Below are 24,156 nucleotides of genomic sequence, written 5' to 3'. Positions count from 1 at the left end.
TGGGGGTCGAGGGCGACGTCCACCAGGGCGTCACGGTGAGGCACCGGTCGCGCGTCGCGAAGGACCCGACGGCGCCGAACCTGCGCCAGGTGCACCTGATCCACGCCGAGCTCTTCGACGAGCTGCGCGACAAGGGCTACGCCGTCGAGCCGGGCCAGATCGGCGAGAACGTCACCACCCGCGGTGTCGACCTGCTCGGCCTGCCGACGGGGACGCTGCTGCGCCTGGGACCTGACGCGGTCGTCGAGGTGACCGGGCTGCGCAACCCGTGCGCGCAGATCGACGGGTTCTCGCACGGGCTCCTCAAGGAGGTCGTCTTCCGCGGGCCGGACGGCGACCTGGTGCGGCTCGCGGGAGTCATGTCGGTGGTGCGCACCGGCGGTGTCGTGCGGCCGGGTGACGAGATCGCGGTGGAGCTGCCGGCCGAGCCGCACACGGCACTGGCACCGGTCTAGTCCTAACACGTTCAGTTGACCTCGTTGTCCCGCAACACTTCCGGTTCGTGAACCGCGGCGAGGTTGCCGAAGTGGTTGTCGAGGATCACCGAGATCGTCCTCGGCGCCTCGACGACCGCGAGGTGCGCCGCGTCCCCCACCACGTAGAGCTCCGAGTCCGGCAGCTCGTCCGCGACGTGCCGGACGAGCTCCGGCGGTGTCGCCTGGTCCTGCGCCGCGGCGATCACCACGGCCGGCACGTCGATCTTCGCGAGGTCCGGGCGCAGGTCCATGTCTCGGATCGCCTCGCAGCACGCGATGTACGACGGCACGTCGACCCCGGTCAGCCCGGCGCGGAAGCGGGCGGCGACGGCCGGGGAGAAGGCCGGGGTGAACCAGCGCGAGACGATCGTGTCCGCGAGCGGTTCCACGCCCTGCGCGCGCAGCACCGCGATCCGTTCGTCCCACAGCTCCTTGTCGGGGTACCAGGCCGTGGTGCACATCAGTGCCAGCCGCGAGATCCGGTCGGTGTGCGCGGCGAGCCACATGCCCACCATGCCGCCGAGTGACACGCCGCAGTAGTACACCTGGCGCAGTTCCAGGTGGTCCAGCAGCTCCACCACGTCGCGGGCGAGGTCCTCGATCCCGAACGGTCCCGGGACGGGAGCGCTGCGGCCGTGGCCGCGGTGGTCGAAGCGCAGCAGCCGGAACGGCAGCGCGAAGTCGCGCCACAGGTCGGTGGTCGTCCCGAGCGCGTTGCCGAGCACCAGCACCGGCGCGTCCTCCGGCCCGGTCAGGGTGTGGTGGCCGATCACGGCGTCACCTCCTCGCGAGACTCCGGCATCCCGCGAGTGTGCTCGCGCGCTTTCCGGCCCGCACGACGAGCTGCGCCGTCCGGAGCACCCGCCGCGACAACCACCGGCCTGGCCCCCGCCGAAACCCCGTCACGGAGAGCAGAATGAGGGCTTGCCCGCGCCACCGACCGCACCGGGAAGCCGATGAACTCCGCTGCTCCGTTCACGCACGAGGCCCTGTTCTACCGGGACGAGGACTCCTTCCTCACCGGCACGGCTGGGTTCGTCGCGGACGGCGTGGACAGGGACGAACCCGTGCTAGTGGCGGTGCCGGAGGCGAGCATCGGCCCGCTGCGGGAACGGCTGGGCGGCCGGGCGGACCAGGTCCACTTCATCGACATGACCGAGGCGGGCCGCAACCCCGGCCGGATCATCCCCGGCGTGCTGATGGCGTTCAGCGCGAGCACGCAGCGCCCGTTCCGGGTGGTCGGCGAACCGGTGTGGCCCGGCCGCACCGAGCTCGAGTACCCGGCGTGCGTGCAGCACGAGGCGTTGGTCAACACGGCGTTCGAGGGCAGGCGCGGCGTCGTCCTCTGCCCCTACGACGCGGAGGCGTTGCCGGGTCACGTGCTGGAGGACGCGCGGCGCACGCACCCGGTCGTGATCGACGGCGAGCGGCGCGTCGCGAGCGAGTGGTACACCGAGCCGTCCGTGCTCGCCGGGATCTACAACGTGCCGCTGCCGCCGCCACCCGGCGCGGTCGAGGAGCACGCGTTCTCCGTCGGCACGCTCGCGCACACGCGCAAGCTCGTGGCCTCCTTCGCGCACTGGCTGCGCCGCGACCAGGTCGAGGACCTCGTGCTCGCGGTGAACGAGCTGGCGACGAACAGCATCCTGCACGCGTCGGGTCACGGGGTGTTGCGGCTGTGGCGCGAGGGCGGTACCGCGGTGTGCGAGGTGAGCGACTCCGGTGAGGGCTTCCCGCCCTCGTTCACCGGCCTGTCCGGCTTCGGGATCGTGATGGTGAACCTGCTGTGTGACCTGGTTCGCACCCACACGAGTCACAGCGGTACCACCGTTCGAGTGTACTTGGGGCGGTAGGGAGTCGCCGCCATCTCATCGCAATGCGCTCGACACGCGGACCTGTTTTCCTTGCACACCTATGACAGACCACCTCTCCCCCCTCGACATCGCCTTCCTCGCCATGGAGGGCAACGCGAACCCGTTGCACCTCGGCGCGGTCGCGACCTTCGCACCGTCCACTCCGGTCCACCCGGCCCGCATCGCCGCCGTGCTGTGCGAACGCGCCCAGGAGATCCCGAGCCTGCGCCGACGCGCCCGCACGTCGTTGCTGGGCGGTGCGCGCTGGGTGGAGGACCCCGGCTTCGCGCCGGAGGACCACGTCTTCACGCACCACGTCCGCGGCAGGGATCGTTTCGCCACCTTGGTTTCACACCTCATGGCGCAGCCGCTGGACCTGGCGCGCCCGCCGTGGGAGCTGCACGTCGTCACGGGCCTGGCGGGCGGCCGGTTCGCCGTCGTCGCGAAGCTGCACCACTCGCTGTGCGACGGCATGAAGGCCGTCGGCCTGGGCCTGCGGCTGTTCGACGCCTCGCGTCTGTCCATTCCGGACAGTCCGCCGCCGGCGGCCAAGCCGATGATCCCCTCCCTGCGCGGGATCAAGGACACGATCGACATCGCCTCGTCGGTGCTGATGAACACCCGCCCGCCGACGTTGAACTCGCCGGTGCTCACCTCGTCCACCCGGCCGCGCCGCGTCGTGATGTCGCGCCTGGACCTCGCGGACGTGCACCGGATCCGGCGCGAGCACGGCGGCACGGTCAACGACGTGCTGCTCGCCCTGGTGACGGGTGCGTTGCGCCACTGGCTTTCCGCGCACGGGAGCGCGGGCCCGTCCTCCGTCGTGCGCGCGCTGATCCCGGTGAACCAGCGCTCACGCTCCGGCGACGGCGCCTCGGGCAACCAGATCTCCGGTTTCCTGGTGTCCCTGCCGGTCGGCGTCGCGGACCCGGTGGACCGGCTGCGCGACATCCGCGCCCAGATGGAGTCGGCCAAGGCCGCGGGTCCCGACCGGGGCGCGGGTGCGTTGCCGCTGCTGGCCGACCGCGTGCCGCCGCTCGTGCACCGGCTGGCCGCGCCCGTCATGGGCCGTTGCGCGCCCTTGCTGTTCGACACGCTCGTCACGTCGGTGCCGCTGCCGTCCGTGCCGCTCTCGCTGGACGGCGCCGCGTTGTGCGAGATGTACCCGGTCGCTCCTGTCGCACCAGGACACGCGGTGGGCATCGCGCTGTCGGTGTACCGGTCATCCGTGCACGTCTGCCTGAACACGAACCAGTCGTGGATGTCCGACGCGCACTGGCTCGACGGGGTGCTGCGGCGCGAGGTGGCGTCCCTGCAGGACACCCGTGAGCTGGTGGGTTTGCCTCGCTGAGGACGCGGGCAAACCCAGGCTCATGAGCAACACCGTGGTCCTGGACGTGGACGGCACGCTGGTCGACACCAACTACCACCACACGGTGGCGTGGCTGCGGGCCTTCCGCAGTCTCGACATCACCGTGCCCGGCTGGAAGGTGCACCGGTCGATCGGCATGGGAGGCGACAAACTGGTCGCCGCCGTCGCCGGGGACACCGTCGAGCGGTCGCACGGCGACGACCTGCGGACGGCCTGGGAGCGGTACTTCGACGAGGTGCTGGACGAGATCCAGCCCTTCGAGGGCGCGCACCGGCTCATCCGCGCCGCCACCGACCTGGGCCTCGCCGTCGTGCTCGCCAGCTCCGGCAAGCGCAAGCACGTCGAGCACTACCTGAAGCTGCTCGACCCCGGCGACATCGAGTGGACGTCCTCCGACGACGTCGACGGCAGCAAGCCGGAGCCCGACCTGATCCAGGTGGCGCTCGACAAGGCGAAGGCCACCCGCGCGGTCATGATCGGCGACTCGATCTGGGACTGCGAGGCGGCCGGACGGGCGGGGCTGCCGTCGATCGGGCTGCTCAGCGGCGGGTTCGGCGAGGAGGAGCTGGTCGACCGCGGCGCGTCGGCCGTCTACGCCGACCTGGACAGGCTGCGGGCGGAGCTGAACGACCTGCCGTTCGCCGAGGCGGGCGAACCGAACGCTTAACGCTGCGGATCGGCCGACGGCGTCGGCGTCTCCGACGACTTCTTGTTCTTCTTCTCCTTGCTGGCCTTGGTCGTCTCCTCCGGCGGCTCGGCGGTCTGGTCCGTCGTCGAGACGGTCACCTGCGTCACCGAGCCCGTGGGAACGACCGCGCCGCCCGGCTGCGGCGCCCCGGCCGCCGAGGACGTGTCCGGGGTGCCCGAGGCCCCCGGCGTCTGCGTCACCGTCACCGCCGACTGCGTCACGGTGACCACTCGCGTGCGCGGGTCCGGCACCTTCTGGTCGGCCGCCGGTGCCTCGCTGCCGCCGCCCCCGAAGTTCGCCACGGCCACCGCCACCGCCGTGACGGCCACCGCGGCGGCCGCGGTGATCGCGACCCGCTTGCCGCGGCGGGGCTTCGGCACGTCCGCGGTGGAGACCGGGGCGTCCGGCAGCAGCGCCGGCAGGCCCCGGCTGGCCTCGAAGGCGGCGTCCAGCGACCGCGCGCACTGGGCGGCGGTCGGACGGCGGGCGGCGTCCATGTCCGTCATGGCGGAGAGCAGGGACACCCAGGCGAGCGGGAGGTCCACCGGGATGCGCGGCGCGCGGGCCAGGCGGGCCAGTGCCGCCTCGGCGTCGCCGCCGGGGTACTCGGACCGGCCCGTCAGGCACTCCAGCAGGACCAGGCCCAGCGAGTAGACGTCGGCGGCCGGGCCCACGTCCGAGCCGCGGACCTGTTCCGGCGACAGGTACCCGGCGGTGCCCACGAGGATGCCGGACGTGGTCACGCGGGTCACCTCGGCGACCAGCGCCAGGCCGAAGTCGGCCAGGTAGGCCTGCTTCTCGGTGTCGTCCAGCAGGATGTTCGACGGCTTGATGTCGCGGTGCACCACGCCCAGGCCGTGGACGTGGTCCAGGACGGCGGCGATCTGACCGCCGACGCGCGCCACGAAGCGCGGCGGCAGGGGCTCGCGCATGCGCTGGCGCAGCGTGCCGCCGGTGATCTCGCGCATCACGAAGTACGGGCGGCGCCCCACGGTGCCGGACTCGTAGACCGGGATGATGCCGGGGCAGTCGAGCGACGCGAGCATCGTCGCCTCGCGCTGCAGGCGCAGCTCGTCGTCCGGGAGTCCGGGACCCGAGAAGATCTTGACGGCGACCGAGGACGTGGTGGCGCGGTCGTAGGCTCTGTAGACCTCCGCCATGCCACCGGACCCGAGGAGTGACCCGATCACGAAGCGGTCGTCGATCACCGCACCGGTCAGGTCGCCGTCCCAGGGTTCGCTCATGGGCCTCCGCTCGTCGCGCAGCAACCTAACGGGTGGGCGGGAACGTGTGCCACCCGGTACGGGGTGAAGATCAGACCACGATGAGCCCGGCCTCGATCTCCCGCACGGTCGCCTCGTCGCGTTCCAGCTGTTCAGCGTCGGTGGTGGCGAGCACCACATGGCCCAGCGACGTGCGCAGGTCGTCGGTGCGCGGCACGATCGAACCCTCCCGGTAGGGCAGGACGTCCCGCTGGTAACTGGGCAAAAGTGAGGCAAGCTCGTCAAAGCGGACGGAGTTCGCGAGCTCGCCGGCGGCGGGCGACGAGAGGTACACCGACCGCACGTGCTGGCGCCGCGCGTACCGCCCGGCCTCGCGCACCCCGTCGGCGTGGTGGCGCACCATCCGCGTGATCTGGTTCTCCCCCGTGCCGAGCAACGTCAGCTCCTGCTGCTCGGCCCCGGCGAGCCGGGTGCCGATCTCGACCAGCCGCGGGCCGTCCGGGGTGAGCACGACCTCGGCGTGCGCGGGGCCGTTGCGCACACCGGTCGCGTCGAGCACCGACGCCACGTAGTCGAACAGCACGTCGACCACGGGTTCGGAGGGCGAGACGAGCGTGTTGGACCGGAAGATGCCCAGCCCGTCGTCGACACCCTCCTTGGCGCAGCGCCACACCGCCACCAGACCGTGCCCGCCGTCGACCGAGTAGGTGTCGACCTCGTACTCGGTGCCGACCGCGAGCTCCCGGACGAGCACCCGGTCGTTGCGGAAGCAGGTGTTGTTCACCGCGCGGACCCGGTTGAAGCTGGTGCGCCAGTCGTCGCCGGGCATCGCCACGAACACGTCGTCGGTGTCGCCGCTGTCCTGCGGCTGCAGCACGATCGGCGTGCCATCCAGGCCCTCGCGCCGCAGCCACGCCGCCACCTCGTCGGGTGACTCCGAGCTGATCTGGCGCAGGTGCGGTACTTCCGCGGTGCGCAGCGCCACGGCCCGCTGCCACCGGTCGCGCCGCGCGGACGACAGCGCGAGGACGTTCGACCGTCCCGGCACGACCAGCTCGGACAACGCCTCGGCGGCCTCGACGCCGGTCCCGCTGCCCGCGACGACGGCGACCGGGTCGTGCGCGGCGAGCTTCGCGGCAAGGTCGTCGAGGTCGCCGATGGTGTACATCTCGTGGAAGTCGTCGGGGTCCCACACCCTGCTGAGCCAGCTGGGCGGCGTCGAGGTCGTCAGCACCGCCACCGCTCCGACGCCGCGGGCCGCGAACGCGGGCGCGATGCCCTTGCCCGCCGAGTACGGATCCACCACGACGATGCTGCGACCGGACACCGCTGTCCTCCTGATGGTTCACGACCCCCGCCGGATGAGAGAGGACAACAGCGCGGGCGTGACCAGCCATTCCTGTCTCGATTGGGTCGAGACGACCGTCACTCGAAGCGCAGCCCGGCCAGGACGGACGCCGTCACGAGCCCGCCGGAGGTGGCGCGCCACATCCGGGCGAGCCGGGTGCGCAGGTCCGTGCCCCCGGTCAGCGCCTGGGCCACGAACTGGAGCCCGAGCAGCTCCGCGACGACCTGCTCGGCCGCGTGCCGCACGTTGACCTCCGGCCGCAGCTCCCCTCGGTCGCGGGCCAGCGTCAGCAGCTCGCGCACCACCGACACCCAGCCGATCACCTGCGCGGCCGCGACGACGTCGAAGAACACCGCCTCCCGCAACAGCTTCGCGCTGACCCGCACGGTCAGGTCGGTGTCGAGCCGGTCCACGAACTCGAACGACATCGAGATCAGCGCCTGCACCGGTGACTCGTCGACGGCGAGCCGCTCGTCGCGCAACCGGTGCCACAGCAGCGACTGCTCCTCGACGATCGCGACACCGAGCGCCTCCTTGGAGCGGAAGTGGCAGTACAGCGCGCCTTTCGACACGTCGGCCCGCGCGCACACGGCGGTGAGGCTGGACCCGGCGAAGCCGTCGCGGTCGAACACCTCGACGGCGGCGCGCAGCAGTCTCGCCCGCGTGTGCGCCGCTCTCCCCCGGCCGGCGGTCATGCCGCCGTCCGCGCCACGGCCAGCGTGTCCGGCAGGTGCCAGTACTGCTCGATCTCGCCCCGGTGCACCGAGAGCACGGACGCGAAGCGGGCCTCCACGGGGTCGCCGGTGGCGCGGACGCGCCAGCGCGCCGAGCCGATCAGCGCCGCGTCGCCCCCGTCGACGACCACCTGGCGAGCGGAGAGCCGGTCCAGCTCGAACGCGGCGAACAGCGTCAGGAACCACGACTCGACCTCACGGCGGCTGCGCGGGCCCACGGACCACCGGCTGCCGTTCGGGTCGGGCGCCTCCCACTCCACGTCCGGCGCGCACAGCCGTGCGATGCCGGGCGCGTCCTGGGCCGCGAGCCGCGCCAGGAACACCTGCACCACTTCGACCGTCGAAAGCATTTTTTCCCACCTTCTCATCCCGGCCATTGCTGCGGCACAACGAACCGGCGCGGTCACCTTAGATCAGCCGCGCGAAAACCGACTGCGCACACCCCATCGGACCAGCTCTGTTCCACCGAACACCCGATCAAGTGATTCGCGCGGTGCCTGAACTTTCAACGACCGCCGGTATCACCGCAATGCACGGCACGGGCAGCGCGTCTTTGCGGCAGTCTGGACCGCACACCCGCCCTCTCACCGAAACGGAGCAGAACCGTGCTCAAGGCAGCCCCGCAAGCCCGCGAGCACGAGGACGTCCCGCCGATCACGGCCTTGATCCCCCTGGCCCGGCGCAAGCACGGCCTCACGCAGCGCGACCTCGCGGACCTCCTGTGCGAGATCTCCCAGAACGACAGCGTCACCCGCGAAGAGGTGTCGAGGTGGGAACGCGGAAAACGCATTCCAGGCCCCTATTGGCGTGCCTGGATCAGCGCGGCCCTCCACGTGCCGCACGCCGAGGTGGACAGGGCCGCCGTGGTCGAACGGCAGTGCCGCAGGTCGAAAGCGGAGACCGGTTGCCGCTAGCGGTGCGCGGGCAGGAGGCAGGGCCTGCCCGCCCGCGGGAGGGCGGCACTCGACAAACCCCTCGCGAGTGCCGTCCTCCACGAAAAGAACAACCCATCGCCGCCAAATGAATCCATTGTCCACTTCCGCGCCCGCGACTCCTCGCGAATCCCCCGCAAACGCGACACGACACCAACGCGGCCCGACTTCCGGGTGAATACTTCGCGCCGACGAGAACGAGATCTCGATCACAACTCCACCGGCGCTCCTCGACGCATTCGTCTCCCGCACGAAATGAATCGCCTCCCCCCGCGCGCAAAGACCTCCGGCACCGGCGAGTTTTCCGCGCAGGCGCTTGCTATCCGCGTGACAGCTCCCGCACAGGCGGCTCACAGGAAACGGCCCCACTGTTGTCCCCATGACGGACAACCACGACCGCGGCCTCCAGTTCGACCTCGCCACGCTGATCGGGCGCAGGCGGGCGCTGTCACTGCTCGGCGGCGCCGGCCTCACCCTCGTGGCCTGTGCTCCGTCGACGACGACCACCGCGACCTCCGGCACCACCACGACGACCGGTTCCTCCGCCGCGGAGGGCCAGCCGCTCGACGCGATCCCCGAGGAGACCGCCGGCCCCTACCCCGGCGACGGCTCCAACGGCCCGAACGCCCTCACGCAGAGCGGCATCGTGCGGTCGGACATCCGGTCCAGCTTCGGCTCCTCGACCCGCACGGCCGAAGGCGTCCAGCTCACCGTCGACCTGACCGTGCGCAAGGAGGACGGCTCGCCGTACCGGGGCGCCGCGGTCTACCTGTGGCACTGCGACATCAACGGCGACTACTCGATGTACTCGGACCGCGTGAAGAACGAGAACTTCCTGCGCGGCGTCCAGGAGGCCGACTCGTCCGGGAAGCTGAAGTTCGTCAGCGTGTTCCCCGGCGCGTACTCGGGACGCTGGCCGCACATCCACTTCGAGGTCTACCCGAGCCTCACCGAGGCCACGAAGGCCGGCAACAAGATCACGACCTCGCAGCTCGCGTTGCCGGAGACCACGTGCAAGGAGGTCTACGGCACGACCGGGTACACGCAGAGCGTGCAGAACATGGCGCGCTCGTCCCTCAAGCAGGACATGGTGTTCCGCGACGGCGTCGACCACCAGATGGCGACGATGTCCGGTGACGCCGCCTCCGGCTACACGGCCTCACTGACCTTCGCGGTGGAGGGCTAGCCACAGCTCGGCCCGCACGCCGGGCGAGTCCAGCGGCCGGCCCAGCGCCTGCTCGGCCCTGCGCACGCGGTTGCGCACCGTGTGCCGGTGCACGCCCAGCTCGGCCGCCGCCGGGTCCCACGCGCCGTGGTGGGCGAGCCAGACCCGGAGCGTCGCACGGGTTTCGGCGTCGAGCGGCCGCAGCACCGCGGCGGCGAACCCGGCGGGCACCTCCAGGCTTCCCGCGAGGTCCTCGAACCGGCGCAGGCCCGCCTGCCGCGCCTGCCGTGCCTCCCGGTACCCGCGGGCGACCTCCGAAGCGTCCACTTCGGACGACGCGAACCCGGTGGACTCCGTCGCCAGCACGACGACATCGCCGTCGTGCTCGGCCCAGAACACGTCACCGGGCGGCTCGTCGACGAGGAACACCCGGAACCGCGCGGGCAGGCCGTCGACCGGGAGCCCGGCCAGCAGCAGGCGGAACTGGCCCGACCGCAGCTCGCGGTGGGCGGCGTCGACCGCGTCGTTCCGCGCGAGCGCGAGGGTCAGCAACGACGCCGCGGTGTTGACGATGCCCGGTTCGGGACCCGCCGCGCCGACCGCGAGGACTCCTCTGGCCCTGCTGCCGAGCACCTGGAGGAACACCTGGACGCCGTCGAGCTCGAACGCGGCGCTGGCCGGCCCGCCCGCTCCCGTCAGGCGGGCGAGCTCGGCCGACAGGTCCGGCACGAGCCGCGCGTTGTGGACGTGCGCGGGCCGGCCGGCGCCGTCGAAGAGCACCGCCCACCCGTCGATCCACTGGCCGAGCCCGCGCACCACGCCCCCGACGCCCGTCCTGACCGCGGCCCTGGTGAGCGCGCGCTGGGCCTCGCCGGTGCGGACCAGGGCGGCGTACTCGTCCGCGGCGAGCGCCTTCGACACCGCCTTGCTGATCGCGATGAACGGCACCTCGCGCGGCACCTCGACCAGCCCCAGCCCGGCGTCGGCGGCGGCCTCCACCAGTGCGGGCGGCACCACGTCGTGGCCCAGCCCGGTGCCGAACCCGAGCCCGACGACCCCGGCGCGCACGAGCCGGGCGACGTACTCACCTCCGACCTCGGCCAGTCCGGTCGTCAGCAGCAGCTCACCGCCCTCCAGGAACGGCGTGGGGTCCGCGAGCTCCGTGCCGTGCACCCACCCGACCGGCCGCGACACGTCCCCCGCCAGCACCGGCAGCCCCAATGAGCGGGCGAGGTCGTGCACCGTGATGGGCATGTGCCAGGTTGTACATGCTCAGCCCTTCAGATGGCCATTTCAGACACTGCGCCCCGGGCTGACCAGGACCATGCTCAGGACATGACCCGACTGCTGCCCCGGAACCGGCTGGTCACCGCGATCCCCGGCCCCCGGTCGCTCGCGCTCCAGGCGCGGCGCGAGGACGCCGTCGCCGCCGGAGTCGGCTCGACGCTGCCCGTCTACGTCGAGTCCGCCGACGACGGCCTGCTCGTCGACGTCGACGGCAACCGGCTCATCGACCTCGGTTCCGGCATCGCGGTCACCGGCGTGGGCAACCCCGCGCCCGCCGTGGCCGAGGCGGTGCACGCCCAGATCGACAGGTTCAGCCACACCTGCTTCACGGTCACGCCGTACGAGAGCTACCTCGAGGTCTGCGAGGAGCTGAACGCCCTCACCCCCGGCGGCCACGAGAAGCGGTCGGTGCTGTTCAACTCGGGCGCCGAGGCCGTCGAGAACGCGGTCAAGATCGCCCGGCACGTCACGGGCCGGCAGGCCGTCGTGGTGGTCGACCACGGCTACCACGGCCGCACGAACCTCACGATGGCGTTGACCGCCAAGAACATGCCGTACAAGCACCGGTTCGGCCCGTTCGCGCCCGAGGTGTACCGGGTGCCCACGTCCTACCCGCTGCACGACGGCCTCGCCGGTGCCGAGGCGGCCGCCAGGACCATCTCCGCGATCGAGAAGCAGGTCGGCGCCGGCAACACCGCCGCCGTCGTCATCGAGCCGGTCCAGGGCGAGGGCGGGTTCATCGTCCCCGCCGAGGGCTTCCTGCCCGCGGTCGCGCGGTGGTGCCGGGAGCGCGGCGTCCTGTTCGTCGCCGACGAGATCCAGACGGGCTTCTGCCGCACCGGGGCGTGGTTCGCCTCCGACCACGAGGGCGTGGTGCCGGACCTCGTCACCACCGCCAAGGGCGTCGCGGGCGGGCTGCCGCTGGCCGCCGTCACCGGCCGCGCCGAGATCATGGACGCCGTGCACGTCGGCGGGCTCGGTGGCACCTACGGCGGCAACCCCGTCGCGTGCGCGGCGGCTCTGGGCGCCATCCGCACGATGCGCGAGCGCGACCTGAACGCCGCCGCCCGCCGCATCGAGGCGACCGTGCTCGGCCGCCTCAAGGCGGTCGCGGAGAAGACCGACCTCATCGCCGACGTCCGCGGCCGCGGCGCGATGCTCGCGATCGAGTTCACCGAACGCACGCCCGATGTCGCCGCACGCGTGGCGAAGGCGTGCCACGAACAGGGTGTCGTCGTGCTGACGTGCGGCACCTACGGCAACGTGATCCGCCTGCTGCCCCCGCTGGTCATCCCGGACGACCTGCTCACCGAAGGTCTCGACGTCCTCGAAGGAGCCCTGCTCGCATGATCGCTTTCCACACCGCCGACGAGGTCGAGACCGCGGTCGCCCAGGCCGCCGCCGTCGCCCCCGAGCTCGCCGCGCTGCCGGCCCACCGCCGTGCCGCCGCACTGGACCACGTGTCCCGGCGGCTGGCCGAACGCGCCGAGGAGTTCGCCCAGGCGATCAACGACGACTCGGGCAAGCCGCTCAGGTGGGCGCGCGTCGAGGTGACCCGCGCGATCTCGACGTTCCGCTGGGCCGCCGAGGAGGCCCGCCGGTTCTCCGGCGAGCTGCAGCGCCTCGACACCGACCCGTCCGCCGAGGGCAGGCTCGCCCTGGTGCGCCGGGTGCCGCGCGGGCCGGTGCTCGGCATCGCGCCGTTCAACTTCCCGCTGAACCTGGTGGCGCACAAGGTGGCTCCCGCGCTCGCGGTCGGCGCGCCGATCGTCCTCAAGCCCGCGCCCTCGACCCCGAAGGTCGCGTTCCTGCTGGGCGAGCTGCTCGCGGAGACCGACCTGCCCGACGGCGCGTGGTCGGTGCTGCACCTGTCCAACGAGGACACCGCGAAGCTCGTGGAGGACCCGCGCCTGCCGGTCGTGTCGTTCACCGGCTCCGGCCCGGTCGGCTGGGGCATCAAGGAACGCGTGCCGCGCAAGCACGTCACGCTCGAGCTCGGCGGCAACGCGGCCGCGATCGTCGCCCCCGACTGGCAGGACGTCGAGTTCGCCGCGCAGCGCATCGCCACGTTCGCGATGTACCAGGCCGGCCAGTCGTGCATCTCGGTGCAGCGCGTCTTCGTCCACGCCGACGCCTACGACGCGATCTCGGAAGCCGTCGTGCGGCACGTGAACCAGCTCGACGTGGCGGGCGACGTCGGCCCGCTGATCAACGACGCCGCCGCCGACCGCGTCGAGGCGTGGGTGCGGGAGGCCGGCGCGAAGGTGCTGACCGGCGGCACGCGGGACGGCCGCACGTACGCGCCCACCGTGCTGACCGACGTGCCCGAGGACGCGAAGGTCAACGCCGAGGAGGTGTTCGGCCCGGTAGTAACCCTGGCCAGGGTCGAGAGCGTCGAGGAGGCGTTCGACCGCGTCAACGCCTCCCGGTACGGCCTGCAGGCCGGGCTGTTCACCACCGACGTGCGGCTCGCGTTCCGCGCGGCGCAACGACTCCAGGTCGGCGGCGTGATCGTCGGCGACGTGCCGAGCTTCCGCGCGGACCAGATGCCCTACGGCGGTGTGAAGGAGTCCGGCACCGGCCGCGAGGGCCTGCGCGCGGCCATGGAGGACCTCACCGAACCGCGCGTGCTCGTGCTGACCGGGCTGGAGCTGTGAGGGCGGCGCATTCCTCGTCGTGGGAAAAGAACTTGCCCGAGCCGCGGGGGAGTCTCTTCGGGATGACTCCCCCGCGCGGCCGGTGAGCGGTTCCTAGTCGTAACCGCGAACGTGCCCGTCCTCGTCGGCGAGAATGTCGTACCCGTCCATGCCATGCTCCTTTCGTTGGTGTCCGACCTCACAAAGCTAGATGCTCGAGGGCGTCCTGTGGAGTGAATTTCCGCCGCAATCGGGGTAGTCGCGGGTGACCCGCCGGAGTCGGAGGACGACAGCTGTGCGCACTGTGCTCGCCGTCATCATCTTGCTGCTGACAACGCCCATGAGCTGGGCTTTCGCCGACGAACCCGGTGCCGCTCCTCCCGTCGACGCGGTGACGAGAACCGTCGAGCTGATCAACGCCCATCGCGCGGAACACGGTGTGGCGCCCCTCTTCCTCGATTCCGAGGTGACCCGCACCGCCCAGGAATGGGCGGACCACCTCCACGGGAAAGACGCTTTCGAACACCGGCCGGACAACCCGTACGGCGAAAATCTTTTCTGGACGGGCGGTCACCGGCGGACGATCGACGAGGTGGCGTCCGACGCGATCGAGAACTGGTATGCCGAATCGCGTCGTTACGACTACGCGCAAGAGATGACGGCGTCCCACGTCGATCTCGGCGTCATGCACTTCACCGCGATGGTGTGGAAGTCGTCCGATCGGGTGGGCATCGGGCTGACGCAGGGTGAGAACGGCACTTACGTCGTCGTGAACTTCGCCGAGCGCGGCAACACCCTGGACCGGTTCGTCGCCAACGTCCTGCCGCCCGTCACCGCAGCCCGGACGTCTCCGTGACCGCCCTCAGCGCCGCCACCACCGCGGAGAACGGCGGCAGGAACGGCTTGTGCGCCGGCACCTCGTCGAGCCACCGGACCCCGCCCCCGTCGATCCGCGACGGCGGCAACGGCACCAGCGTCCCGAGCCGGTGCGTCAACGCCCCGCGGGCGCGCAACCGGATCAGGTTCACCTGCGAGGCCTCGTCGGCCGACTCGGTGAGCAGGAGCCACCGCCCGGGAGAGCCCGGCAGCACCACCACCGGACCGCCGAGCATCCGGACGTTGAGGTAGTTGCGCACCTCCCCGCCGATCCCCGCCGCCATCTCCACGGCGGACACCTGGTGGTCGGTGGTCAGCAGCAGCCGGTTCTCCGACCGCAGCACGAGCCATCCCCAGTCCGAGCAGCGCTCCAGCGCCGTGGAGAACGTGTCGAGCCGCGGCAGGACTCCGGCCGGCAGCACTCCTTCAGGCGAGTTCATCGTCCTCACCCCTACTTGTTCCGGTGCGGTGTAACTCCGATCACACGATTTGACTCTCCCCCGCCATGAATCCACTATCGGCCCGCCATCGGCGGACTCGAACGGGGCTGGAGAGCGTGACTCACCTGCGGGAACGGCACGTCACCATGATCGCGCTGGGTGGCGTGATCGGAGCAGGGCTCTTCGTCGGCACCGGCGCGGGTATCGCGCTCGCGGGACCGGCGGTGCTGCTGTCCTTCACCCTGGCCGGCGCCCTGGCCCTGCTCGTGATGCGCATGCTCGGCGAGATGGCCGCGGACCACCCCAGCGGCGGCGCCTTCTCCGTGCACGCCGAGAAGGCGATCGGCCCGTGGGCCGGTTTCACGGTCGGGTGGGTCTACTGGTCGGCGGTCGGCGTGGTGCTCGCCGTCGAGGCCACCGGCGCCGCCAAGATCGCCTCCGGATGGCTGCCGGCGGTGCCGCAGTGGGCGTGGGTGCTGCTGTTCATGTCGGTGCTCACCGCGGTCAATCTCGCGGACGTCCGCCACTTCGGCGAGTTCGAGTTCTGGTTCGCGGGCCTCAAGGTCGCCGCGATCGTGCTGTTCCTCGCGCTCGGCGTCGCGGCCATCGTCGGCGTGCTGCCCGGCGTCGCCTCTCCCGGCCTCGCCAACCTGCGCGACTTCCTGCCGAACGGCTGGGGCGGTGTCGTCGCCGGGTTCATGGTGACGGTGTTCGCGTTCGGCGGCCTGGAGGTCGTCACGATCGCCGCCGCCGACGCCGAGGACCCGGCGCGCGCCATCCGGAAGGCCGTCCGCACGGCCATGACGCGGCTGCTCGTCTTCTACCTGGGGTCGCTCGCCGTGGTCGTGACCCTGTTGCCGTGGAACGACTCCCAGGTCGGCGCCAGCCCGTACGTGGCGGTGCTGAACCGCATCGGCGTCCCGGCGGCCGGGCAGGTCATGAACGTCGTGATCTTCGTGGCGCTGCTGAGCGCCGTCAACGCCACCCTCTACGGCGCTGCCCGCATGCTCGGCTCGCTCGCCGACCGCGGCGAGGCGCCGGGGGCGTTGCGCACCAGGAGCAACGGCGTGCCGCGCAACGCCGTGCTGGCCTCCACCGCGTTCGGGTTCTTCTCCGTGCTGCTCAACTACTTGTGGCCGGACACCGTGTTCCTGGTGCTGCTCAACGCCGTCGGCTCGGCGCTGCTGATCGTCTGGGCGTTCGTGGCGGTCTCGCAGATCCGCCTGCGCCGCGCCACGCCCGACCCCGCGGTCCCGATGTGGGGCTTCCCGTACCTGTCCTGGGTCGCGCTGGCGGCGATCGCCGCCGTCGTGCTGCTGATGCTGTTCGACGACCAGGCCCGCGGGCAGATCCTGTCCACCGGCGTGTTCGTCGGGGCGTTCGCCGTGGTCGGGCTGGTCCGGGCGCGGGCGCTCAGCCGGTCACGTTCCTGAGCCGGTGCGGCTGGTACCTGCTGCCCGGCTCCAGGCCGTAGGTGAGCGGGCGGTGGTCCGTGCCGTGGCCGCCGCGCTGCTCGTAGGCCAGGTACTCCGACCGGTCGTCCTTCGTCCAGCGCTCGAAGACCACGACGTGCCGGAAGTCGTCACCGGGCTCGTCGACCGGGTCGATGAACAGGTCGCCGGGCCGCAGGTCGGCGATCGCCACCGGCTCGGTGTACGCGCCCGACGCGAGGGCCACGGTGTTCGGTCCGCCCCTGGGGTTCGCGTTCGGCAGCTTCGCGGCCATCGACACGAACCCCGAGCAGTCCTGGCGGTAGCCGTCCGTCCAGTACGACTCCATGCTGTACGGCACCTGGCCGCCGTTGTGCGCGGTCAGCCAGGTCTCGGCGCGCTGCAGCAGCTCGGTCCTGCTGACCTGTGCGACCGGCGCCGCGGACACCGCGGGCGCTCCGGTGAACGTGAGAGCGAGTAACGCGGCGAGCACGGCTGCACTGGACTTCATCGTCTCCCCTGCGTTCGTGAGGTGCGGATCCCGTGGCACCACACGAACATCGCGCGGGGTCGAAGTCAAAGGTCAGCGCGGTAAACCCACCGGTGGAGTGACTACGCGCTGCGGCTCTGCGGCTCCAGCAGCTCGGTGATCGAGTCGAGCGAGATGCCGAGCGCTCCCGCGAGAGCGGCGATGGTGAAGAACGAGGGCGTCGGCGCACGTCCCGTCTCGATCTTGCGCACGGTCTCCGCGGACAACCCGGCGCGGGCCGCGATCTCGACCATGCTCTCCTCGCCGCGGGCGTCCCGGAGCAGCTGACCGAGCCGCCTGCCGCGCTCCCGTTCCAGCGACGTCAGTGGGATGCGCACCATGCCCGCGGATTCTACGCGAAAACCTCATGCCGGACGGCGTGAGAAAAGTCCGTTGCACGGCCGGGCGGTCGAGGCATAGGTTCGCAGTACACAAGAGAGGAGGTGGTCCCAAGTTGTATAGCTACAGGACTCGTGAGGTGGCTGTCCGCTAGGACCGCCTTTGGTGACGCCTAGTCGTAAACCAAGGCAGCCACCCGACCCCCGGACTTCGAGCGCTGGTCCCGCTCGGCCTGCGAGAGCAGGAGTCGTCCGGGGGTTGTCCCGTTCCAGGGGATTCTCAGCGCTTCTTCGCCAGTGCCTTCAAATCGGCCACGAAAGCGTCGAACGACTCGGTGAAGTTCTCGGCCCGCACCACGGCCGAGGGGTGCACCGTCACCCCGATCCGCAGGCCCTCGTGCTCCAGCACCTCGCCGCGGTGCTCGGTCAGCTTGAACGACGGCCCCAGCAGCGCCTTCGCCGCCACCGCCCCCAGGCAGACCACCAGCCGGGGCTTCACGACGCGGATCTCCTCCCGCAGCCACGGGAAGCATGCCACCACCTCGCCGCGCCGGGGCGTCTGGTGGATCCTGCGCTTGCCGCGTTCCACGAACCGGAAGTGCTTCACCGCGTTGGTCAGGTAGGTCTTCGAGCGGTCGACGCCCGCCGCCGCCAACGCCTTGTCCAGCAACCGCCCGGCCGGTCCGACGAACACGTGGCCGTCGGTGTCCTCGCGGTCACCGGGGCACTCGCCGACCATCATCAGGCGGGCCGGAACCGGTCCCTCGCCGAACACGGTCTGCGTCGCGTCCTCGTACAGCTCGCAGCCGCGGCAGCCGGAAGCCGCGGAACGCAACGCCGCCCAGTCCTCCCCCGAAGGGACGAACTGGGCGGCGGAAGTGGTCTTACTTGTCCGAGCGGAAGGCATCCTTGACCTTCTCGCCCGCCTGCTTCAAGGCACCCTTGGCGCGCTCGGCGCGGCCCTCGGCCTGCCACTGCTGGTTGTCCGTGGCGTCACCGACAGCTTCCTTGGCGCGGCCCTTGAGCTCTTCTGCCTTGTTCGCGAACTTCTCGTCGGCACCCATGGACCAGGCTCCTCCACTAGCGGTCAGCTACGAGGACTGGTTACCCGGCGAGCACCGTCCGAAACAGTTGATAAGGTGATCACTCGCGGTTGAGAACCCAGCCGCAAGCCGATGTGACGGCTTGCTCTGGGTGTGCCCGCCCTTCGCAATGCGCTCCAGAGCAGTCGTCGTCGCACCGGCATGCCGCTGTGACCATGACGACGTGAAAGGAGCAGGCGGTGTCGTCCGCGAGAATCACCGCCCTCGAGGCCGAGGTAGCGGGGCTGCGCAAAGCTCTCGTGTCCCGGACCGTCATCGGGCAGGCCTCAGGCCTGATCGCCGCACGCAAACCCTGCACACCCCAGCAGGCGTTCCAGCTGCTGGTCCACATCTCCCAGCACCACAACATCAAGCTGCACGTCGCCGCCGACCGGCTGGTGGCGGCGTTCGTGCACGCGCACCTGGGCCGGCCGGTGAATCTGGCCGACCAGATGCTGTGGGATCACGTCGACGCGACGACCGCGAACGACTCCGGTGAGAGCGACGACGGGTTCGCCGAGGAGGTCAACAGCACCTCGCCCTGAGGCAGCGGGACGGGCGTCGTGCCGAGGTTGACCACCACGCGGGTAGCACCGCGGTGCAGCACGAAGCACGCCCCGTCCTGCTCCACCACGAACCTGTCCAACCTCGGGTCGGCCAGCTCCGGGCGGGAGCGCCGCAACCCGATCAAGGCGCGGTAGGTGTCCAGCACGAGCGCGTGGTCGCCTTCACCGGCCTCGTCCCACCTCAGCCGCGAGTTCTCGACCGTCTGGGGCGACATCGGGTCCGGAACGTCGGACTCGCCCCATCCGTGCCGCGAGAACTCCCTCCGCCGGCCCGTGCGCACCGCCTCGGCGAGTCCCGGGTCCGGGAACGACGCGAAGAACTGCCACGGCGTCGAGGCCGCCCACTCCTCCCCCATGAAGATCATGGGCGTGTAGGGCGAGCACAGCACGATCGCCGCCCCGCACAACAACTTCCCCGTCGACACCGACGCGGTCAGCCGGTCGCCGGCGGCGCGGTTGCCGATCTGGTCGTGGTTCTGCGTGTACGCCAGGAACCGGTACCCCGGGATCAGCGCGGTGTCCACGGGCTTGCCGTGGTGCCTGCCCCGGAACGACGACCACGTGCCGCCGTGGAAGAACACCTTCTCCAGCGTGTCCTTCACCGCTCCCGGCGCCGCGAAGTCCTCGTAGTAGCCGAAGGTCTCGCCGGTCAGCGCGACGTGCAGGGCGTGGTGCAGGTCGTCGGACCACTGCGCGTGCAGCCCGAGACCACCGCCCTCGCGCGCCGTCACGAGCCGGGCGTCGTTGAGGTCGGACTCGGCGATCAGGGTGAGCGGGCGCCCCACGGCCGCCGAGAGCGCGTCGACCTCGACGGACATCTGTTCGAGGACGTGCACCGCGCTGTGGTCGGACAGCGCGTGCACGGCGTCGAGCCGCAGCCCGTCGACGTGGAAGTCCCGCAGCCACTGCAGCGCGTTGTCGACCACGTACCGGCGCACCTCGTCGGAGCCGGCACCGTCAAGGTTCAGGCCGGGTCCCCAGTCGTTGCGACCGGCGAAGTACGGCCCGAACTTGTCCAGGTACGCGCCGGAGGGCCCGAGGTGGTTGTAGACCACGTCGAGCAGCACGGCGAGCCCGCGGGCGTGGCAGGCGTCGACGAACCGCTTGAAGCCGTCCGGGCCGCCGTAGGGCTCGTGCACGGCGCCCCACAGGACGCCGTCGTACCCCCAGCCCTCGACGCCGTCGAAGCTGTTCACCGGCATGACCTCGACGAACGTGACGCCGAGGTCGACGAGGTGGTCGAGCCTGCCGACGGCGGCGTCGAACGTGCCCTCCGGCGTGAACGTGCCGATGTGCAGCTCGTAGATCACGCCGCCCGGCAGCGCCCGGCCCGTCCAGGCGCTGTCGGTCCACTCGAAGTCGTGCCGGTAGACCCGGGAGGCCTCGTGCACGCCGTTGGGCTGCCACAGCGACCGCGGGTCGGGGTACGCCTGGCCGTCGAGGACGAACGCGTAGTCCGTCCCCTCGGCGTCGGAGCGCCACCAGTCGCCGTCGCGCTTCATGTCGTGGTCGACGCCGTCGACCCGGACCTGTACCGACTCCAGAGCCGGTGCCCACACGGAGAAGCTCACCTGTCCTCCCGGACGAGCAGTGCGACCGGGTAGCGGTCGAGCAACGACGCGAGGTCCTGCGCGGCGGGACGGCCGGTCAGCACGTCCGTCCACTCCGCACCCCGCCGGTTCGAGCCGGGCAGCGGCAGAACCGTGTCCTGCCAGCCCTTCTGCGCCAGCGCGACGGGCAGCCGGGTCGCCACGGTGATCACGCCCTCGCGTTCGAACGCGAGCACGTGGTCAGCGGCGGAGCCCTCGGCGCGCAGGGCGCGGTAGCCGCGCAGGCCGCGCTTGCGGACCTGCAACGCCTTGTGCACCACCAGGAGCTTCGCCGCGCCCGAGTCGTCGACGTCGGGCAGCCAGCCCGACTCGATGCGCGCCAGCAGCTCGCGCCGGACGTCGTAGTCGACGGCACGGCGGTTGTCCGGGTCGACGAGCGAGAAGTCCCAGAGCTCGGTGCCCTGGTAGACGTCCGGCACGCCCGGCGCGGTGAGCTGGACCAGCTTCTGCCCCAGCGAGTTCGACCAGCCGGGCACCTTGACCCGCTCGGCGAACGTGGCGACCTCGGGCTCGTTCAGCACCTTGGCCGGCCACGCGGCGACCTCGGCGTCGAACTCGGCGTTCCGGTCCACCCAGGAGGTCTTGATCTTGGCTTCCCGCGACGCCTTCTCCAGGTACTGGCCGAGCCGCTCCTCGGTGAGCGGCCACGCGCCCACGACCGACTGCCAGGCGAGCCGGTTGAGCGTCGGCTCGGACAGGCCGTGCTTCGCGCTCATCGCGGACTCGAACGCCAGGTACTCGTCCGGGATCTCCGCGAGGACGGCGAGCCGGGCCCGCACGTCCTCCGACCGCTTGGTGTCGTGCGTCGACAACGCCGTCATGGCCCGCGGTTCACCGGACTCGCGCGTCGCGGCGCGCTGGTGGAACTCGTCCGGCGACAGGCCGAACCTGTCCGGCGAGCCGCCGACCTCGTTGAGCGCCACGAAGTTCGTGTACCGGTAGAACGCGGTGTCCTCGGTGCCCTTCGCGACGACCATGCCGGACGTCTGCTGGATCCGCGTGGCCAGCTCGCCGTGCGGATCCGCACGGACCTGCTCGTCCAGCGCGCGCACAGCGGACGACTTGCTCAGCTTCACCGCCGTCTCCCAGTGCGCCGCGCCCTCGGGGAGGTACGAGCGGTACACCGGGAAGTTGACCATCACCTCGGCGACAGCGCGGCAGGCGTCCTCGAACGGCACGTCCTTGACCAGCCCGGCGATCCGGCGCACCTCGGCGACCAGGATCGAGTCGGCCACCTGCTGCCGCGACGAGTGCTCGACGGAGTGGAAGTCGCCGGCGAAGGCGTCCGTCGGCGCGATGAACACGCCGCAGATCTCGCGCAACGCGTCGTAGCCCGTCGTGCCGTCGACCGGCCAGCTCTGCGGCAGCGCCTCGTCCGGCCCGAGGATCTTCTCCACGACGAGCCAGCCGTCGAAGTGCTCGCGCAGCTGCCGGAAGTAGCCGCCGGGGTCGGCGAGCCCGTCCGGGTGGTCGATGCGCAGGCCCTGCACCCCCCACGACAGCACCTCGCGGTGGGTCGCCTCGAAGACCTCGGGGTCCTCGACGCGGATCGCCGCGAGCTCGGTGATGTCGAAGAACCGGCGGTAGTTCAGCTCGGTGTTGCCGCGCCGCCAGTTCGCCTTGAGGTAGTGCTCGTGCACCTCGTCCTCGGCGTCCTCGCCGAGGACGGGCAGCAGCACCTTGCCCGACGACCAGTCGATGTCGAAGTACCGGGCGTACTTCGAGGACTGCCCGTTCTCCAGGACGTCCTCCCACCACGGGTTCGGCACGACCATGTGGTTGGGCACGATGTCGACGACCAGGCCGAGGCCCAGCTCCGCCAGGCGTTCCTGCAACGCCACCCGCCCGGCGTCGCCGCCGAGCTCCGGCCGGGCGCGGGTCGGGTCGACGACGTCGTAGCCGTGCGTCGAGCCCTCCCGCGCGTCGAGCATCGGCGAGCCGTAGAGCGCGCCGACACCCAGGCGAGCCAGGTAGTCGGCGACGCCGGTGGCGTCGGCGAAGGTGAACGACGGGGTGAACTGGACGCGGTAGGTCGAGGACGGCGCGCCCATCAGCCCACCCTGCGCAGCACGACGAGCGACCGCGCGGTGAGGTTGAGGGTCTCCCCCGCCTGGAGCGGCTTCTCCGAGTCACCGACCTGGCCGGTCGTCGTGTCGACCACGACCGTCCACTCCGGACCGTACTCGGCGTCGGGCAGCGTCACCTCGATGTCCTCGAAGTGGGCGTTGAAGGCCATCAGGAACGAGTCGTCGACCACCCGCATGCCGCGCGCGTCGAGGTCCGGGATGCCCTCACCGTTGAGGAAGATGACAATGCACTTGCCGAAGTCGTCCTCCCAGTTCTGCTCGGTCATCTCCTCGCCGGCCGGGGTGAACCACGCGATGTCGCGCAGCTCCTCGCCCTTGCGGATCGGCCTGCCCGCGAAGAAGCGCTTGCGCCGGAACACCGGGTGCGCCTTGCGGAACGCCGTGACCGCGGCGGTGAACTCGACCAGCTCGGAGTTGGTCTCCACCAGCGACCAGTCGACCCAGGAGACCTCGTTGTCCTGGCAGTAGGCGTTGTTGTTGCCGTTCTGCGTGCGGCCGAACTCGTCGCCGTGCAGGATCATCGGCACGCCCTGCGACAGCAGCATCGTCGCCATCAGGTTGCGCCGCTGCCGCGCCCGCAGCGTCAGCACTTCCTCGTTGTCGGTCGGGCCTTCCTCGCCGCAGTTCCACGAGCGGTTGTGGCTCTCGCCGTCGCGGCTGTCCTCGCCGTTGGCCTCGTTGTGCTTCTCGTTGTACGACACGACGTCGTTGAGCGTGAAGCCGTCGTGCGCCGTCACGAAGTTGATCGACGCGTACGGGCGGCGGCCGTCGTCCTGGTAGAGGTCGGACGAGCCGGTGATGCGGGACGCGAACTCGCCCATCGTCGCCGGCTCGCCGCGCCAGAAGTCGCGGACGGTGTCGCGGTACTTGCCGTTCCACTCCGTCCACAGCGGAGGGAAGTTGCCGACCTGGTAGCCACCGGGACCGACGTCCCACGGCTCGGCGATCAGCTTCACCTGCGAGACCACCGGGTCCTGCTGCACGACCTCGAAGAACGTCGCCAGCCTGTCCACGTCGTAGAACTCGCGGGCCAGGGCCGCGGCGAGGTCGAAGCGGAAGCCGTCGACGTGCATCTCGGTCACCCAGTAGCGCAGCGAGTCCATGATCAGCTGCAGCGAGTGCGGGTGCCGGACGTTGAGGGAGTTCCCGGTGCCGGTGTAGTCCATGTAGTACCGGGCGTCGTCGTCGACGAGGCGGTAGTACGCCGGGTTGTCGAGTCCCTTGAAGCTCAGCGTCGGGCCGAGGTGGTTGCCCTCGGCAGTGTGGTTGTAGACCACGTCGAGGATCACCTCGATGCCGGCGGCGTGCATCGCCTTGACCATCGCCTTGAACTCCTGCACCTGCTGGCCGTACCGCCCCGGCTCGCCGAGCGCGGCGGCGTACGACGCGTGCGGGGCGAAGAAGCCCAGGGTGTTGTAGCCCCAGTAGTTGCGCAGCCCCTTGTCCAGCAGCGTGCTGTCCTGCACGAACTGGTGGACCGGCAT

General features: G+C 71.1%; 25 protein-coding genes. 11 read left to right on the top strand and 14 right to left on the bottom strand.

All coding sequences use genetic code 11. From position 1 onward, the window contains the following. A partial coding sequence (locus VF330_RS38945; RefSeq protein WP_330856760.1) for an MOSC domain-containing protein occupies nt 1-455 on the top strand: 455 nt, incomplete at its 5' end. Between the two features lie 11 nt (nt 456-466). Here the strand turns inward: VF330_RS38945 and VF330_RS38940 are convergent. Next, nucleotides 467-1,249, bottom strand: a complete 783-nt coding sequence (locus tag VF330_RS38940) for an alpha/beta fold hydrolase (protein WP_330856759.1) — start codon at nt 1,247-1,249, stop codon at nt 467-469. Nucleotides 1,250-1,432: 183 nt separating this feature from the next. Between VF330_RS38940 and VF330_RS38935 the strand changes: the two genes are divergently transcribed. From VF330_RS38935 to VF330_RS38925, 3 genes are all read left to right on the top strand, one after another. Then, nucleotides 1,433-2,329 carry an anti-sigma factor RsbA family regulatory protein gene (locus tag VF330_RS38935; RefSeq protein WP_330856758.1) on the top strand — a complete coding sequence of 299 codons (897 nt, stop codon included), beginning with the start codon at nt 1,433-1,435 and terminating at the stop codon, nt 2,327-2,329. A gap of 61 nt (nt 2,330-2,390) precedes the next feature. Beyond that, a complete protein-coding gene (locus tag VF330_RS38930) occupies nt 2,391-3,680 on the top strand; it encodes a wax ester/triacylglycerol synthase domain-containing protein (protein WP_330856757.1) in 1,290 nt (429 codons plus the stop codon). Nucleotides 3,681-3,702: 22 nt separating this feature from the next. After that, on the top strand, nt 3,703-4,368 hold the full coding sequence (locus VF330_RS38925; protein WP_330856756.1) for an HAD family hydrolase: 666 nt from the start codon (nt 3,703-3,705) through the stop codon (nt 4,366-4,368). On the opposite strand, the gene VF330_RS38920 is transcribed toward VF330_RS38925, so the two are convergent. From VF330_RS38920 to VF330_RS38905, 4 genes are all read right to left on the bottom strand, one after another. Continuing rightward, nucleotides 4,365-5,633, bottom strand: coding sequence for a serine/threonine-protein kinase (locus VF330_RS38920; RefSeq protein ID WP_330856755.1), 1,269 nt, complete (start codon nt 5,631-5,633; stop codon nt 4,365-4,367). The genes VF330_RS38925 and VF330_RS38920 overlap by 4 nt on opposite strands. A 70-nt stretch (nt 5,634-5,703) precedes the next feature. After that, on the bottom strand, nt 5,704-6,939 hold the full coding sequence (locus VF330_RS38915) for an ATP-grasp domain-containing protein (protein WP_330856754.1): 1,236 nt from the start codon (nt 6,937-6,939) through the stop codon (nt 5,704-5,706). A gap of 98 nt (nt 6,940-7,037) precedes the next feature. Next, nucleotides 7,038-7,655 (bottom strand): ScbR family autoregulator-binding transcription factor, encoded by a 618-nt coding sequence (locus VF330_RS38910; RefSeq protein ID WP_330856753.1) that lies wholly within the window; start codon nt 7,653-7,655, stop codon nt 7,038-7,040. Beyond that, the gene (locus tag VF330_RS38905; RefSeq protein ID WP_330856752.1) at nt 7,652-8,044 is read right to left on the bottom strand and encodes a nuclear transport factor 2 family protein; all 393 of its coding nucleotides are present in this window, start codon (nt 8,042-8,044) and stop codon (nt 7,652-7,654) included. The genes VF330_RS38910 and VF330_RS38905 overlap by 4 nt, the downstream gene beginning before the upstream one ends. Before the next feature lie 255 nt (nt 8,045-8,299). On the opposite strand from VF330_RS38905, the gene VF330_RS38900 reads away from it, so the two are divergent. Both VF330_RS38900 and VF330_RS38895 read left to right on the top strand, forming a co-directional pair. Beyond that, nucleotides 8,300-8,608, top strand: a complete 309-nt coding sequence (locus VF330_RS38900; protein ID WP_330856751.1) for a helix-turn-helix transcriptional regulator — start codon at nt 8,300-8,302, stop codon at nt 8,606-8,608. 397 nt (nt 8,609-9,005) lie between these two features. Continuing rightward, nucleotides 9,006-9,812 (top strand): intradiol ring-cleavage dioxygenase, encoded by an 807-nt coding sequence (locus VF330_RS38895; RefSeq protein ID WP_330856750.1) that lies wholly within the window; start codon nt 9,006-9,008, stop codon nt 9,810-9,812. Here VF330_RS38895 and VF330_RS38890 read toward each other — a convergent pair. Then, complete coding sequence (locus tag VF330_RS38890; RefSeq protein ID WP_330856749.1) at nt 9,786-11,045, bottom strand: PucR family transcriptional regulator; 1,260 nt, start codon at nt 11,043-11,045, stop codon at nt 9,786-9,788. The two genes, VF330_RS38895 and VF330_RS38890, sit on opposite strands and share 27 nt — an antisense overlap. Before the next feature lie 81 nt (nt 11,046-11,126). On the opposite strand from VF330_RS38890, the gene gabT reads away from it, so the two are divergent. The 3 genes from gabT (at nt 11,127) to VF330_RS38875 (ending at nt 14,570) form a co-directional block, all read left to right on the top strand. Further along, nucleotides 11,127-12,428, top strand: a complete 1,302-nt coding sequence (gene gabT, locus VF330_RS38885) for a 4-aminobutyrate--2-oxoglutarate transaminase (RefSeq protein ID WP_330856748.1) — start codon at nt 11,127-11,129, stop codon at nt 12,426-12,428. After that, the gene (locus tag VF330_RS38880) at nt 12,323-13,735 is read left to right on the top strand and encodes an aldehyde dehydrogenase family protein (protein ID WP_414675544.1); all 1,413 of its coding nucleotides are present in this window, start codon (nt 12,323-12,325) and stop codon (nt 13,733-13,735) included. Before gabT ends, VF330_RS38880 begins: the two co-directional genes overlap by 106 nt. 283 nt (nt 13,736-14,018) lie before the next feature. Continuing rightward, on the top strand, nt 14,019-14,570 hold the full coding sequence (locus tag VF330_RS38875) for a CAP family protein (RefSeq protein WP_330856747.1): 552 nt from the start codon (nt 14,019-14,021) through the stop codon (nt 14,568-14,570). Here the strand turns inward: VF330_RS38875 and VF330_RS38870 are convergent. Then, nucleotides 14,545-15,030, bottom strand: coding sequence for a hypothetical protein (locus VF330_RS38870; RefSeq protein ID WP_330856746.1), 486 nt, complete (start codon nt 15,028-15,030; stop codon nt 14,545-14,547). The genes VF330_RS38875 and VF330_RS38870 overlap by 26 nt on opposite strands. 116 nt (nt 15,031-15,146) lie before the next feature. Here VF330_RS38870 and VF330_RS38865 point away from each other — a divergent pair, with 116 nt between their 5' ends. Beyond that, nucleotides 15,147-16,463, top strand: coding sequence for an amino acid permease (locus VF330_RS38865; RefSeq protein WP_330856745.1), 1,317 nt, complete (start codon nt 15,147-15,149; stop codon nt 16,461-16,463). On the opposite strand, the gene VF330_RS38860 is transcribed toward VF330_RS38865, so the two are convergent. The 4 genes from VF330_RS38860 to VF330_RS38845 form a co-directional block, all read right to left on the bottom strand. Further along, on the bottom strand, nt 16,444-16,971 hold the full coding sequence (locus VF330_RS38860; protein WP_330856744.1) for a hypothetical protein: 528 nt from the start codon (nt 16,969-16,971) through the stop codon (nt 16,444-16,446). The genes VF330_RS38865 and VF330_RS38860 overlap by 20 nt on opposite strands. A gap of 101 nt (nt 16,972-17,072) precedes the next feature. Further along, nucleotides 17,073-17,330, bottom strand: a complete 258-nt coding sequence (locus tag VF330_RS38855) for a helix-turn-helix transcriptional regulator (protein WP_330856743.1) — start codon at nt 17,328-17,330, stop codon at nt 17,073-17,075. Nucleotides 17,331-17,607: 277 nt separating this feature from the next. Then, nucleotides 17,608-18,234, bottom strand: coding sequence for a UdgX family uracil-DNA binding protein (locus VF330_RS38850; protein WP_330856742.1), 627 nt, complete (start codon nt 18,232-18,234; stop codon nt 17,608-17,610). Further along, the gene (locus tag VF330_RS38845; protein ID WP_330856741.1) at nt 18,212-18,391 is read right to left on the bottom strand and encodes a CsbD family protein; all 180 of its coding nucleotides are present in this window, start codon (nt 18,389-18,391) and stop codon (nt 18,212-18,214) included. The genes VF330_RS38850 and VF330_RS38845 overlap by 23 nt, the downstream gene beginning before the upstream one ends. Nucleotides 18,392-18,609: 218 nt before the next feature. Between VF330_RS38845 and VF330_RS38840 the strand changes: the two genes are divergently transcribed. Next, nucleotides 18,610-18,954, top strand: coding sequence for an ANTAR domain-containing protein (locus VF330_RS38840; RefSeq protein ID WP_330856740.1), 345 nt, complete (start codon nt 18,610-18,612; stop codon nt 18,952-18,954). Here the strand turns inward: VF330_RS38840 and treZ are convergent. The 3 genes from treZ to glgX form a co-directional block, all read right to left on the bottom strand. Next, on the bottom strand, nt 18,873-20,546 hold the full coding sequence (gene treZ / locus VF330_RS38835) for a malto-oligosyltrehalose trehalohydrolase (protein WP_330856739.1): 1,674 nt from the start codon (nt 20,544-20,546) through the stop codon (nt 18,873-18,875). The two genes, VF330_RS38840 and treZ, sit on opposite strands and share 82 nt — an antisense overlap. After that, a complete protein-coding gene (treY, locus tag VF330_RS38830) occupies nt 20,543-22,636 on the bottom strand; it encodes a malto-oligosyltrehalose synthase (RefSeq protein ID WP_330856738.1) in 2,094 nt (697 codons plus the stop codon). The genes treZ and treY overlap by 4 nt, the downstream gene beginning before the upstream one ends. Further along, on the bottom strand, nt 22,636-24,156 hold a 1,521-nt coding region (gene glgX / locus VF330_RS38825), incomplete at its 5' end, for a glycogen debranching protein GlgX (protein WP_330856737.1). The genes glgX and treY, both read right to left, overlap by 1 nt.

The sequence above is a fragment of the Lentzea sp. genome, assembly GCF_036380075.1.
In the GTDB taxonomy this organism is placed as follows: Bacteria; Actinomycetota; Actinomycetes; order Mycobacteriales; family Pseudonocardiaceae; genus Lentzea.
Note: the sequence above shows the minus strand (reverse complement) of the source record. Positions and strands in the feature narration are given on the sequence as shown.